The 13741-nt window shown below is 61.3% G+C and carries 10 protein-coding genes; all 10 read right to left on the bottom strand.

The annotated features are described in order from the left end of the window. Positions 1-29: 29 nt before the first annotated feature. Positions 30-497 carry a 30S ribosomal protein S7 gene (gene rpsG, locus ACVOLV_RS07200; protein WP_303749028.1) on the bottom strand — a complete coding sequence of 156 codons (468 nt, stop codon included), beginning with the start codon at positions 495-497 and terminating at the stop codon, positions 30-32. 10 nt (positions 498-507) lie between these two features. Next, the gene (gene rpsL, locus ACVOLV_RS07195) at positions 508-882 is read right to left on the bottom strand and encodes a 30S ribosomal protein S12 (protein ID WP_004145320.1); all 375 of its coding nucleotides are present in this window, start codon (positions 880-882) and stop codon (positions 508-510) included. Between the two features lie 227 nt (positions 883-1109). After that, positions 1110-5333, bottom strand: coding sequence for a DNA-directed RNA polymerase subunit beta' (gene rpoC / locus ACVOLV_RS07190; protein WP_481553792.1), 4224 nt, complete (start codon positions 5331-5333; stop codon positions 1110-1112). A gap of 89 nt (positions 5334-5422) precedes the next feature. After that, positions 5423-9613 carry a DNA-directed RNA polymerase subunit beta gene (rpoB, locus tag ACVOLV_RS07185; RefSeq protein WP_481553791.1) on the bottom strand — a complete coding sequence of 1397 codons (4191 nt, stop codon included), beginning with the start codon at positions 9611-9613 and terminating at the stop codon, positions 5423-5425. A 344-nt stretch (positions 9614-9957) separates the two neighbouring features. Further along, on the bottom strand, positions 9958-10323 hold the full coding sequence (gene rplL, locus ACVOLV_RS07180) for a 50S ribosomal protein L7/L12 (RefSeq protein WP_057630023.1): 366 nt from the start codon (positions 10321-10323) through the stop codon (positions 9958-9960). A 63-nt stretch (positions 10324-10386) separates the two neighbouring features. Next, positions 10387-10923, bottom strand: a complete 537-nt coding sequence (gene rplJ, locus ACVOLV_RS07175) for a 50S ribosomal protein L10 (protein ID WP_057630025.1) — start codon at positions 10921-10923, stop codon at positions 10387-10389. 463 nt (positions 10924-11386) lie between these two features. After that, on the bottom strand, positions 11387-12085 hold the full coding sequence (gene rplA / locus ACVOLV_RS07170; RefSeq protein WP_481553790.1) for a 50S ribosomal protein L1: 699 nt from the start codon (positions 12083-12085) through the stop codon (positions 11387-11389). Positions 12086-12089: 4 nt separating this feature from the next. After that, positions 12090-12518, bottom strand: coding sequence for a 50S ribosomal protein L11 (gene rplK, locus ACVOLV_RS07165; protein WP_057630030.1), 429 nt, complete (start codon positions 12516-12518; stop codon positions 12090-12092). A 200-nt stretch (positions 12519-12718) separates the two neighbouring features. Then, a complete protein-coding gene (gene nusG, locus ACVOLV_RS07160) occupies positions 12719-13279 on the bottom strand; it encodes a transcription termination/antitermination protein NusG (RefSeq protein ID WP_057630031.1) in 561 nt (186 codons plus the stop codon). Between the two features lie 10 nt (positions 13280-13289). After that, a complete protein-coding gene (gene secE, locus ACVOLV_RS07155; RefSeq protein ID WP_481553789.1) occupies positions 13290-13697 on the bottom strand; it encodes a preprotein translocase subunit SecE in 408 nt (135 codons plus the stop codon). Between the last annotated feature and the right edge of the window lie 44 nt (positions 13698-13741).

The following is a 13741-nucleotide window of genomic DNA, read 5'->3' as shown; positions in this document are numbered from 1 at the left end:
AGGGGCCCTGTTTCCAAGGCCCCAACAACTCACCAGCGGTAGTGAGCGAAGGCCTTGTTCGCTTCCGCCATACGGTGGGTCTCTTCACGCTTCTTGATGGCGCCGCCACGGTTTTCCGAGGCGTCCAGCAGTTCAGCGGCCAGCTTGCGCGGCATGGTGTTCTCGCCACGCTTACGTGCCGAGTCGATCAGCCAACGCATGGCCAGGGCCATCTTGCGCGATGCACGCACTTCGACCGGCACCTGATAGGTGGCACCACCGACGCGACGCGACTTCACTTCCACGCCCGGAGCAACGTTGTCCAGTGCCTTCTGCACCAGCTCGATTGCGTTCGGGTTCTTTTCGCCGATCACGTCCATGGCGCCATAGACGATCTTTTCAGCAACGGACTTCTTGCCGCTCAACATGACCATGTTGATGAAGCGGGCAATGGTTTCGCTCTTGTGCTTCGGATCCGGCAGGACCGAACGCTGGGGAGTATTACCTTTACGTGACATGTCTTATTCCTCAGGCCTTCGGACGCTTTGCGCCGTACTTGGAACGCGCCTGACGACGCTTGGCAACGCCGGCGGCATCGAGCGAGCCACGGACGGTGTGGTAACGCACACCCGGCAGATCCTTGACGCGACCGCCACGGATCAGGACCACGGAGTGCTCCTGCAGGTTGTGGCCTTCACCACCGATGTAGGAAATCACTTCTTCCTGGTTGGTCAGGCGAACCTTTGCAACCTTGCGCAGAGCCGAGTTCGGCTTCTTCGGAGTGGTGGTGTAAACGCGCGTGCAGACGCCACGGCGCTGCGGGCACTTGTCGAGTGCCGGCGAGGCACTCTTATAGGTGGTAGCTTGACGCGGCTTGCGTACCAGCTGGTTGATCGTCGCCATCAGTAGGTTCTTCTGATTGGGGCCGCAAAAACGGCCAGGATGCGGAAATTGTAAAGCAGGCCAAAATTTTGGCCTGCTGAGACAGACGATTGTAGCAACTTGTCAAGAGCCCAGTCAAACAAGCCCATGCCAAGCCAGCCCTGATCCAGAGCTGTTACAGGGGGATCTCCATATACCCCGTTCAGGTCGAACTGCCGACCCGCAAGCGGGTCGGCCGATCAAACTACTTACTCTTCACCAGCAGCCTGTTCAGCTTCCGGTGCAACAACTTCGGGTTCCGCGACCACGACCGGACCGGCCAGGGTTGCGATTTCCGAATCGGTCAGGCCCGACGCGTTACGGCGGCGCTGCGCATGATACGCAAGACCGGTACCGGCCGGAATCAGGCGACCGACGATCACGTTTTCCTTCAGGCCGCGCAGGCCATCGGAGGTACCGCGCACGGCAGCCTCGGTCAGCACGCGGGTGGTTTCCTGGAAGGAAGCCGCCGAGATGAACGATTCGGTTGCCAGCGATGCCTTGGTGATACCCAGCAGCACCGGCTCGAAACGGGCCGGCAGCTCGTTGCGGGCAGCCAGCTTCACGTTCTCTTCGATCACGCGCTGGCGCTCGGCCTGCTCGCCATTGAGGAACTTGCTGCTGCCCTGGTCAACGATTTCCACCTTGCGCAGCATCTGACGCGAGATCACTTCAATGTGCTTGTCGTTGATCTTCACGCCCTGCAGGCGGTAAACGTCCTGGATTTCCTTGACCAGGTAACGGGCCAGTTCTTCCACACCCTTCAGGCGCAGGATGTCCTGCGGGCTCGGCTCGCCGTCCACCACGGTTTCACCGCGGGTCACGTGTTCACCTTCGAACACGATGATCTGACGGTACTTCGGAATCAGCTCTTCGTGCTCCGAACCATCGGTGTCCTTGATGATCAGGCGCTGCTTGCCCTTGGTGTCCTTGCCGAAGCTGATGATACCCGAACGCTCGGCCAGGATCGCCGGGTCCTTCGGCTTGCGGGCTTCGAACAAGTCGGCAACGCGCGGCAGACCACCGGTGATGTCGCGGGTCTTCGAGGCTTCCTGCGGGATCTTGGCAACCACGTCGCCCACGCCTACCGGCGCGCCATCCTGCAGGTTGACGATCGAGCGCGGCGGCAGCAGGTACTGCGCCGGCAGGTCGGTGCCCGGGATGGTCAGGTCATTGCCCTTGCCATCGACGATGCGGACCAGCGGACGCAGATCCTTGGCCTGCGAGCCACGACGCTTCGGATCGGTGATTTCGCGCGAGGCCAGACCGGTCAATTCGTCGGTCTTCTCGATCACGGTCACGCCATCGATGAAGTCGATGAAGCGCACGAAACCAGCCACTTCCGACACGATCGGGTGGTTATGCGGATCCCAGTTGGCCACGGTCTGGCCAGCCTTGATTTCCGCACCGTCCTTGACGCCAATGCTGGCACCGTACGGCAGCTTGTAGCGCTCACGCTCACGACCATGCGGGTCGAGCACGGAGATTTCACCCGAACGCGAGACCGCAACCAGCGAACCGCTGGCCTGCTCGACGTGCTTCAGGTTGGAGAACTTCACCGAACCGGTGGTCTTGACGGTGATGTTGTCGACCGCAGCCGCACGCGATGCCGCACCACCGATGTGGAACGTACGCATGGTCAGCTGGGTACCCGGCTCACCGATCGACTGTGCGGCGATGACGCCGACCGCTTCACCGATGTTGACGATATGGCCGCGGGCCAGATCGCGGCCGTAGCACAGGCCACAGACGCCGAAGGAGGAGGCGCAGGTGATCGTCGAGCGGACCTTGATGGTCTGCACGCCGGCTTCTTCCAGCTTGTTCACCCACTGCTCGTCGAGCACGGTGTTGCGGGTCACGATCGGATCTTCGTCGTTGCCCGGCAGGAACACATCCTCGGCCACAACGCGACCCAGCACGCGGTCCTTCAACGGCTCAACCACGTCGCCGCCTTCCACGATCGGGGTCATGGTCAGGCCTTCGGAGGTACCGCAATCCACCTCGGTGATCACCACGTCCTGCGCCACGTCGACCAGACGACGGGTCAGGTAACCCGAGTTCGCCGTCTTCAACGCGGTATCGGCCAGACCCTTACGGGCACCGTGGGTGGAGTTGAAGTACTCCTGCACGTTCAGGCCTTCACGGAAGTTCGCCTTGATGGGCGTCTCGATGATCGAGCCGTCCGGACGCGCCATCAGGCCACGCATACCGGCCAGCTGACGGATCTGCGCCTGGCTACCACGGGCACCGGAGTCGGCCATGATGTACAGCGAGTTCATCGACTTCTGGTCGACCAGCTCACCGTCGCTACCGACGACCTTTTCGGTACCAATGGTTTCCATCATCGCCTTGGCGATGCGCTCATTGGTGCGCGACCAGATGTCGACCACCTTGTTGTAGCGCTCGCCAGCGGTGACCAGACCGGACTGGTACTGCTCCTGGATTTCCAGCACTTCGGCTTCGGCTTCGCCGAGGATGCCCTTCTTCTCGTCCGGGATCAGCATGTCGTCGATGCCGATCGACACGCCAGCGCGGGTTGCGTAGGCATAGCCGGTGTACATCAGCTTGTCGGCGAACACCACGGTGTCCTTCAGACCCAGCAGACGGTAGCTCTGGTTGATCAGGCGCGAGATGTTCTTCTTGGTCATCTCGGTGTTGCACAGCTCGAACGGCAGGCCTTCCGGCATGATCTCGCTCAGCAGCGCACGGCCGACGGTGGTGTCGACGATCGAGGTCTTCTTGACCTTGTTGCCGTCTTCGTCACGCTCGACCTGCACGATGCGCACCTTGACGCGGGCGTGCAGTTCAACCAGACGGTTGTCGTAGGCACGCTTCACTTCGTCGGTGTTCGCGAACACCATGCCCTCGCCCTGCTTGTTCACCAGCGAGCGCGCCATGTAGTACAGGCCCAACACGACGTCCTGCGACGGCACGATGATCGGCTCGCCGTTGGCCGGCGACAGGATGTTGTTGGTGGACATCATCAGCGCACGCGCTTCCAGCTGGGCTTCCAGCGAGAGCGGCACGTGGACGGCCATCTGGTCACCGTCGAAGTCGGCGTTGAATGCGGTACAGACCAGCGGATGCAGCTGGATGGCCTTGCCTTCGATCAACAGCGGTTCGAACGCCTGGATGCCCAGACGGTGCAGGGTCGGCGCACGGTTCAGCAGCACCGGATGTTCACGGATGACTTCTTCCAGGACGTCCCAGACTTCGCCTTCTTCGCGCTCGACCAGCTTCTTGGCTGCCTTGATGGTGGTGGCCAGGCCACGACGCTGCAGCTTGGCGAACACGAACGGCTTGAACAGCTCAAGCGCCATCTTCTTCGGCAGGCCGCACTGGTGCAGCTTCAGGTACGGACCCACGGTGATCACCGAACGGCCCGAGTAATCGACGCGCTTGCCCAGCAGGTTCTGACGGAAACGACCCTGCTTGCCCTTGATCATGTCGGCCAGCGACTTGAGCGGGCGCTTGTTGGTGCCGGTGATGGCACGGCCGCGACGGCCGTTGTCCAACAGGGCGTCAACCGATTCCTGCAGCATGCGCTTTTCGTTGCGCACGATGATGTCCGGAGCGTTGAGCTCCAGCAGGCGACGCAGACGGTTGTTACGGTTGATGACGCGGCGGTACAGATCGTTCAGATCCGAGGTCGCGAAGCGGCCACCGTCCAGCGGCACCAGCGGGCGCAGATCCGGCGGCAGCACCGGCAGCACGGTCATCACCATCCACTCCGGGCGGTTGCCCGACTCGAGGAAGGCTTCGACCAGCTTGATGCGCTTGGTCAGACGCTTGAGCTTGGTTTCCGAACCGGTTGCGGCGATTTCTTCGCGCAGGCGGACCATCTCGGCCTGCAGGTCGATGGTGCGCAGCAGCTCGTAGACGGCCTCGGCGCCCATGGCGGCGTCGAAGTCATCGCCGTGTTCCTGGCGAGCCTGCAGGTACTGTTCTTCGGTCAGCAGCTGGCGGCGCTCCAGGGCGGTCAGGCCCGGCTCGGTCACCACGTAGGCTTCGAAGTACAGCACGCGCTCGATGTCACGCAGGGTCATGTCCAGCATCAGGCCAATGCGCGACGGCAGCGACTTGAGGAACCAGATGTGCGCGACCGGCGATGCCAGGTCGATGTGGCCCATGCGCTCGCGGCGCACCTTGGCCAGGGTGACTTCGGTGCCGCACTTTTCGCAGACGACGCCGCGGTGCTTCATGCGCTTGTACTTGCCGCACAGGCACTCGTAGTCCTTGACCGGTCCGAAGATGGCGGCGCAGAACAGGCCGTCACGCTCCGGCTTGAAGGTACGGTAGTTGATGGTTTCCGGCTTCTTCACTTCGCCGAAGGACCACGAACGGATCAGGTCCGGCGAGGCCAGCGCGATCTTGATCGCGTCGAAGTCCAGCGTCTGGCGCTGCTGGTTGAAGAGGTTGAGCAGGTCTTTCATGGTGTTCTCCGAAAGGAGGAAATCTGTGTCGATGGGCTGTCAGTCAGTGCTGGCGGCGCGGCTGCATCACTGCAGCAGCGCCTGCGCAATCAACCGCCTTCCAGTTCCATGTTGATGGCCAGCGAGCGGATTTCCTTCACCAAAACGTTGAAGGATTCCGGCATGCCCGCAACCATCTCGTGCTCACCGTCGACGATGTTCTTGTACATCTGGTTACGGCCCTGTACGTCATCGGACTTCACCGTCAGCATTTCCTGCAGGGTGTAGGCCGCGCCGTAGGCTTCCAGTGCCCAGACTTCCATTTCACCGAAGCGCTGACCACCGAACTGCGCCTTGCCGCCCAGCGGCTGCTGGGTAACGAGCGAGTACGGACCAGTCGAACGGGCATGCATCTTGTCGTCGACCAAGTGGTTCAACTTCAGGTAATGCATGTAGCCGACCGTGGTCTTGCGGTCGAAGGCTTCGCCGGTGCGGCCGTCATACAGCTGCATCTGCGTCTTGCTGGCGTTGAAGCCCAGACGAGCGGTTTCCGCTGCTTCATCCGGGTAGGCCAGATTCAGCATTTCGCGGATTTCATCTTCCGCCGCACCGTCGAACACCGGGGTTGCCATCGGCACGCCGTCGGTCAGGTTCTTGGCCAGGTTGATCAGCTCTTCATCGCTGAACTGGGTCAGGTCAACGCGCTGCTCGGACACGGCCGAGTCGTGGTTGTAGATCTTGCCCAGGAATTCACGCAGTTCACTGACCGCACGCTGCTGTTCCAGCATGCCCTGGATGCGCTTGCCCAGACCCTTTGCGGCCCAGCCCAAATGCACTTCCAGAATCTGGCCGATGTTCATACGCGACGGCACGCCCAGCGGGTTCAAGCAGATGTCCACGGTGTTGCCGTCAGCCATGTACGGCATGTCTTCGACCGGCACCACGTTGGAGACCACACCCTTGTTACCGTGGCGGCCTGCCATCTTGTCACCCGGCTGGATGCGACGCTTCACGGCCAGGAACACCTTGACCATCTTCAGCACGCCCGGTGCCAGATCGTCACCCTGGGTGATCTTGCCGCGCTTGTCAGCGAAGCGACGCTCGAATTCCTTCTCGTGTGCCTGGATCTGCATCTGGGCACGCTCGATGGCTTCGGAGGCGTCCTCGTCCTTCATGCGCAGGGTGAACCAGTCGGACTTCTTCAGGCCGTCCAGCAGTGCGTCGGAAACAACGTCACCCTTCTTCAGGTTGGCGCCGCCGTTGGCAACCTTACCCACGATCTGCGAACGCAGACGTGCATAGATGGCGCCTTCCAGGATGCGGAACTGGTCGTCGAAGTCCTTCTTGACGCGCTTGATCTCGTTCTCTTCGATCTGGCGTGCGCGCTTGTCCTTCTCGATGCCGTCGCGGGTGAAGACCTGCACGTCGATGACGGTGCCGTCCATGCCCGGCGGAACGCGCAGCGAGCTGTCCTTAACGTCGGAAGCCTTCTCGCCGAAGATCGCGCGCAACAGCTTCTCTTCCGGAGTCAGCTGGCTCTCGCCCTTCGGCGTGACCTTGCCAACCATGATGTCGCCGGCGCGCACTTCGGCACCGATGTACACCACGCCGGATTCGTCCAGACGGTTCAGCGCCTGCTCGGACACGTTCGGGATGTCGGCGGAAATTTCCTCCGGCCCCAGCTTGGTGTCACGTGCAACGCAGGTCAGTTCTTCGATGTGGATCGTGGTGTAACGATCTTCCTCGACCACACGCTCGGACAGCAGGATGGAGTCTTCGAAGTTGTAGCCGTTCCACGGCATGAAGGCGATCAGCATGTTCTGACCCAGCGCCAGTTCACCGATATCGGTGGACGGACCATCGGCCAGCACGTCGCCGCGCGCGATCACGTCACCCACGTTCACCAGCGGACGCTGGTTGATACAGGTGTTCTGGTTCGAACGGGTGTACTTGATCAGGTTGTAGATATCCACGCCGGCATCTGCCGGATCGGTGATCTCGTTCTCGTTGGCCTTGACCACGATGCGGCCGGCGTCGATCTGCACGATCTGGCCGCCACGCAGGGCGTTCACGGTCACACCCGAGTCACGCGCAACAGCGCGTTCGATACCGGTACCCACCAACGGCTTCTGCGCACGCAGGGTCGGCACGGCCTGACGCTGCATGTTGGCGCCCATCAGTGCGCGGTTTGCGTCATCGTGTTCCAGGAACGGAACCAGCGCTGCTGCGACCGACACGGTCTGCATCGGCGAGACGTCCATGAAGTGGACTTCTGCCGGCGGCTTGAGCAGCGACTCGCCCTGGAAGCGGCACGGCACGAACTGCTCGGTGAGCAGGTTCTTGGAATCGACCAGCGCGTTGGCCTGGGCGATCACGTACTCGTTTTCTTCGATGGCAGACAGGAACTCGATCTCGTCGGAGACCTTGCCGTCATGCACCTTGCGGTACGGGGTTTCCAGGAAGCCGTACTTGTTGGTGCGTGCGAACACGGCCAGCGAGTTGATCAGGCCGATGTTCGGGCCTTCCGGCGTTTCGATGGTGCAGACGCGGCCGTAATGGGTCGGGTGCACGTCGCGCACTTCGAAGCCAGCGCGTTCGCGGGTCAGGCCGCCCGGGCCCAGCGCCGAGACGCGACGCTTGTGCGTCACTTCCGACAGCGGGTTGTTCTGATCCATGAACTGCGACAGCTGCGAGGAGCCGAAGAATTCCTTGATCGCGGCAGCAACCGGCTTGGCGTTGATCAGTTCCTGCGGGGTCAAGCCTTCCGACTCGGCCATCGACAGGCGCTCCTTGACCGCGCGCTCGACGCGGACCAGGCCCACGCGGAACACGTTCTCGGCCATTTCACCGACCGAACGCACGCGACGGTTGCCCAGGTGATCGATGTCATCGACCACGCCGCGACCGTTGCGGATCTCGGTCAGCACCTTGATCACGTCGAGGATGTCGGAGCCTTCGCCGTGTGCGGCGACCAGGCGCTTGGATTCCTCGTCGTTACGCTCGCCGAAGTACTTGCGGTCGTACAGCACCGACTCACCGGTGACTTCCTTGCGGCCGACACGACGGTTGAACTTCATGCGGCCAACCGTGGACAGGTCGTAGCGCTCGAAGGTGAAGAACAGGTTGTGGAACAGGTTCTGTGCGGCGTCCTTGGTCGGCGGCTCGCCCGGACGCATCATGCGATAGATTTCGACCAGCGCTTCGAGCTGGGTCTTGGTGCCATCGATGCGCAGGGTGTTGGACAGGTACGGGCCACGATCCAGATCGTTCACCCACAGCGTGCCCACTGCATCAACGCCCGCCTTGCGGAAGTTCTGCAGCTGCTCGTCGCTGATTTCGTCGTTGGCCTGGGCCAGCAGCTCACCGGTGTTGGCATCAACCACGTCGTGCGACAGGATGCGGCCGACCAGGTAGTCGTCCGGCACGGCCAGCGCTGCGATGCCAGAAGCCTGCAGCTGCTTGATGTGGCGGGCGGTGATGCGCTTGCCGGCTTCCACGATGACCTTGTCGCCATCGGCCAGGTCGAAGCCCAGCGTTTCACCACGCAGACGCTCCGGCACCAGCTCCAGCTGCACGCCTTCGTCCGGGTTGATGTGGAAGGTGTTGACCTCGAAGAACTCGGCCAGCATCTCTTCGTTGTTGTAACCCAGCGCACGCAGCAGCACCGACACCGGCAACTTGCGGCGGCGATCGATACGGGTGAACAGTGCGTCCTTCGGGTCGAACTCGAAGTCCAGCCAGGAACCGCGGTACGGAATGATGCGGGCGCTGTACAGCAGCTTGCCCGAGCTGTGGGTCTTGCCACGGTCGTGGTCGAAGAACACGCCCGGCGAACGGTGCAGCTGCGACACGATGACGCGCTCGGTACCGTTGACGATGAAGGTGCCGTTGTCGGTCATCAACGGGATTTCGCCCAGATAGACCTCCTGCTCCTTCACGTACTTGATCGCCTTGGTGGACGACTCGCGGTCGTAGATGACCAGGCGCACGGTGACGCGCAGCGGCGCGCCGTAGCTCATGCCACGCTGACGGCACTCGCGCTCGTCAAACACCGGGTCGCCGAGCTTGTAGCCGACGTATTCCAGGGCAGCATTGCCGCTGTAGCTGGAAATCGGGAACACCGACTTCAGCGCAGCATGCAGGCCGTGGTCGGAGCGCTTGGCCGGATCGATGTTTTCCTGCAGGAATTCGCGGTACGAATCAACCTGGATGGCGAGCAGGAACGGCACTTCGAGGATCGAGCGCTGCTTGCCGAAATCTTTGCGGATGCGCTTTTTTTCGGTGTACGAATAGGACGTCATGAGGTCTTCCACCTTGTTGTGCGAGCCGTGCGTCCACGACCCGTAAGGAAACTTGAAATTGTCAGTTGGAAGTCGCTGGTATTGCCGGCACCAGCACGCCTTCTATTGCTACTTCCAACTGCCAACTCGCTTGTATCGGCTGCGGTTCACTCCATCGTCTGGAGCGCAGCGCCTGACACTTGCCACGTTGGTCTTTCTATTGCCTGCCGGGTTGCGCCCGGCCCTACCCCGTTGCCACCGGACACGTCCGGCAATACAACGGTTTGAAACGACCAAAGGCCGGGGGCTTTACGCCCCCAGCCTCAGCTGCATCGCCGCGAATCGATGACGATGCAAGGAACTGATTACTTCAGCTCGACGGTCGCGCCGGCAGCTTCCAGGTCCTTCTTGAACTTCTCGGCCTCGTCCTTCGACGCGCCTTCCTTCACGACGCCGCCGGCTTCTGCCAGGTCCTTCGCTTCCTTCAGGCCCAGGCCGGTGATGGCGCGGACAGCCTTAATCACTTCGACCTTCTTCGCGCCGGCATCCTTCAGGATGACGTTGAACTCGGTCTGCTCTTCAACAACAGCAGCCGGGCCAGCAGCAGCAACTGCAACCGGGGCAGCAGCCGAGACGCCGAACTTCTCTTCGATGGCCTTGACCAGCTCCATCACTTCCATCAGGGACTTTTCGGCGATCGCGTCGACGATCTGATCGTTGGTAAGGGACATTTTGATTACCTTTTAAAAATATTCTGGATTGAGGTTCCGTGCGGAACCACGTGGACGTCGAGCTTAGACAGCTTCGGCTTCAGCGGCCGGCGCTGCAGCTTCCGCTGCGCCGCCTTCCTGCTTTTCACCGATTGCCTTGACGGCGCGGGCGAACATGGTGACCGGCTCGGTCAGGACGCGGGCCAACATGGCCAGTGCCTGATCACGGGTCGGCAACGATGCCAGCACGTCGACGTGGCTGGCCGGGAAGATTTCCCCGCCGATTGCCACGACCTTCGCCTTCAGCTTGTCGTTACCCTTGGCTGCATCCTTGATCAGGCGACCGGCTGCGCCGGGCTCCTCAAGCGAAAACGCATACAGCAGCGGACCAACCATCTGGTCTTTTGCAACTGCGAAATCGGTGCCTTCAACGGCGCGCGAGGCCAGCGTGTTCTTGACAACTTTCAAGAAAACGCCGGTTTCGCGGGCCTGCTTACGCATCGCGGTCATCTGAGCGACCGTGGTGCCAGCGTATTCGGCTGCGATCAAGGAGTGGGCCTTGGCGGCGATGTCTGCCAGCTCGGCGACTACTTCTTGCTTCTGGGACAGATTGAGAGCCATTGCACTCCTCCGTTTAAGCGGGAATCGGTGATTCGGGATCAACGCAAGCGGGTTTCCACGCTGGCAAATCTCGAACTTCCAATCTCCACTTCAAACATATTCCGCTTACGGCTCCTAGCCGTGTGCGGTCCTGGGCGGCATCCGTCCTGGACGCCGGGAACATCAGGTGATGTTCCGGTGGTGGCCGTTCTAGAGCTGGAGAGCAAACCCGGGTGAACCCGGACGTACGTGAACCAGAAAAATCCAGAAGGGCGGCACCATCTACGCAGGGTGATTCGAGAACGAATCGATTAAGCGATCTCGCTGTGCCGGCGGCGACTCCTTGCCAAATCGAGCTTCCGTGCCCGTCGCCGGTATGCGCTGACCGCGCCTGCGGTCTTTGACGGCTCCACGCAGGTGAACCTGCGCGACGCCTTCAAAATGACGGCCTCGGCACCAAAGGTACCGAGGCCGCTTTAAACAATTACTTCAGGCTCAGCGAGGACTGATCAACAGTCACGCCCGGGCCCATCGTCGAGCTGACCGACACCTTCTGCAGGTACAGGCCCTTCGAGGTAGCCGGCTTGGCCTTGATCAGGTCCAGCAGCAGTGCCTGCAGGTTCGACTGCAGCGCGCCGTTTTCAAAGCTGGCCTTGCCGATGGTGCAGTGGATGATGCCGGCCTTGTCAGTGCGGTAACGCACCTGACCCGACTTGGCATTCTTGACGGCTTCGCCCGGGTTGGCCGAAACGGTGCCGACCTTCGGGTTCGGCATCAAGCCACGCGGGCCCAGCAGGGTGCCCAGCTTACCGACAACGCGCATTGCGTCCGGGGTAGCAATGACGACGTCATAGTTCAGATCGCCGGCCTGCATCTTCTCAGCCAGGTCGTCCATGCCGACGGCTTCGGCGCCAGCGGCCAGGGCTTCGTCAGCCTTGGCACCGGCCGGAGCGAACACGGCAACGCGGACCGACTTGCCGGTACCGGCCGGCAGCACGGTGGAACCGCGCACCTGCTGGTCGGACTTCTTGGCGTCAACGCCAAGACGCACAGCAACGTCGATCGACTCGACGAACTTGGCCTTGGTGACGGTCTTCAGGATGTTGATTGCGTCCTCGAAGGCATATGCCTTACCCGGGACAACGGCGGCCTTGATGGCCTTCTCACGCTTGGTCTGTGCCATCAGATTAACCCTCTACCACCAGGCCCATGGAACGGGCAGAGCCCGCGATCGTACGCACGGCGGCGTCCAGGCTTGCAGCCGTCAGATCCGGCTCCTTCGCCTTGCAGATTTCTTCCAGCTGCGCGCGCGTCACCTTGCCCACCTTGTCGGTGTTCGGCTTCTTCGAGCCCGAAGAAATGCCAGCGGCCTTCTTCAGCAGCGTGGTCGCCGGGGTGCTCTTGGTGATGAAGGTGAACGTACGGTCCGAATAGGCCGTGATGATCACCGGCACCGGCAGACCCGGTTCCAGCTTCTGCGTGGCAGCGTTGAACGCCTTGCAGAATTCCATGATGTTCAGGCCACGCTGACCCAGCGCAGGACCGACCGGCGGCGAGGGATTGGCCTGACCGGCCTTTACCTGCAGCTTGATATAACCGACAACTTTCTTTGCCATTGAAGTGCTCTCCGGGTGCTAGCGCCTTGCGACAACAGGCTCCCCATCGGACCGGGAATCACGCGTCCCGGCATCGCGTTATGAAATGGTTGAATCGCACCAAAGGCCACCTTGCGGCAGCCTTTGATTTGCTCCCACATTGGGGAGCCGAAAATTGTAGCAGTTTTTTGCGACGCCACCTGAACAGGCGGCGTGCGGGGTCAGATGGCTTTTTCCACCTGGCCGAATTCAAGCTCAACCGGCGTGGCGCGACCAAAGATCAGCACCGAGACGCGCAGACGGCTCTTTTCGTAATTCACTTCTTCGACGACGCCGTTGAAATCGTTGAACGGGCCTTCGGTGACACGGACCATCTGGCCCGGCTCGAACAGCACCTTCGGACGCGGCTTCTCGACACCTTCCTGAACGCGATTCAGGATGGCAGCAGCTTCACTGTCCTGGATCGGCAGCGGACGATCAGCGGTACCGCCAATGAAACCCATAACCTTCGGGGTTTCCTTGACCAAGTGCCAGCTTTCATTATCAATGCGCGGGATACCGGCTTCTTCGTGGGTCTCGATCTGTACCAGCACGTAGCCCGGGAAGAACTTGCGTTCGGAGCGGCGCTTCTGGCCTGCGCGCATTTCCACCACTTCTTCCGTGGGGACCAGCACATCACCGAAAAGCTCCTGCATCTCGTCACGCGCGATGCGATCACGCAGCGCCTGCGCAACCGACTTCTCAAAACCTGAATAGGCGTGAACGACGTACCAACGCTTCACAGATATCTCCTTAACGACCCAAGAACCACTGGGTCAGCTTCTGGATCACGAAATCGAAACCACCCAGCAGAAGGCTCAGCACGATGACCACCACTACCACCACCCACGTCATGCGGATAGCTTCCTGGCGGGTCGGCCACACGACCTTGCGCAGCTCGAAACGGGATTCAGAAAGGAATTCGATTGTCTGGCGGCCCTTCGTGGTCAGCATGAACACTGCACCACCGGCGACCAGACCCAAAACCACTGCCAGCGCACGCCACTGACCTGCCCACGCGCCCAACTGGGCTTGACGCGGCTGATCGGCGAACCAGAACCAGACAAACAGACCCGCCAGCACCAACAGCGCAGCGCCGACGTACTTGACGATATCGCCACCGGAGGCGGCGGACTTGGAATGTTCGATCTTGCTGTTCATCCGACTCTTGTAGCTGGTGCGACCAAGGTCACTGGATAGAGAAT

The sequence above is a fragment of the Stenotrophomonas sp. STEN023 genome, from assembly GCF_056760135.1.
The sequence above is the reverse complement of the archived record's forward strand: the minus strand, read 5'-3'. Positions and strand labels throughout refer to the sequence as shown.

Bases quoted from the DNA above. Each gene is read 5' to 3' on its own strand.
- rplJ (WP_057630025.1), bottom strand. From the start codon at position 10,923: ATGGCTCTCAATCTGTCCCAGAAGCAAGAAGTAGTCGCCGAGCTGGCA.
- secE (WP_481553789.1), bottom strand. From the start codon at position 13,697: ATGAACAGCAAGATCGAACATTCCAAGTCCGCCGCCTCCGGTGGCGAT.
- rplK (WP_057630030.1), bottom strand. From the start codon at position 12,518: ATGGCAAAGAAAGTTGTCGGTTATATCAAGCTGCAGGTAAAGGCCGGT.
- rpoB (WP_481553791.1), bottom strand. From the start codon at position 9,613: ATGACGTCCTATTCGTACACCGAAAAAAAGCGCATCCGCAAAGATTTC.
- rplA (WP_481553790.1), bottom strand. From the start codon at position 12,085: ATGGCACAGACCAAGCGTGAGAAGGCCATCAAGGCCGCCGTTGTCCCG.
- rpoC (WP_481553792.1), bottom strand. From the start codon at position 5,333: ATGAAAGACCTGCTCAACCTCTTCAACCAGCAGCGCCAGACGCTGGAC.
- rpsL (WP_004145320.1), bottom strand. From the start codon at position 882: ATGGCGACGATCAACCAGCTGGTACGCAAGCCGCGTCAAGCTACCACC.
- rplL (WP_057630023.1), bottom strand. From the start codon at position 10,323: ATGTCCCTTACCAACGATCAGATCGTCGACGCGATCGCCGAAAAGTCC.
- rpsG (WP_303749028.1), bottom strand. From the start codon at position 497: ATGTCACGTAAAGGTAATACTCCCCAGCGTTCGGTCCTGCCGGATCCG.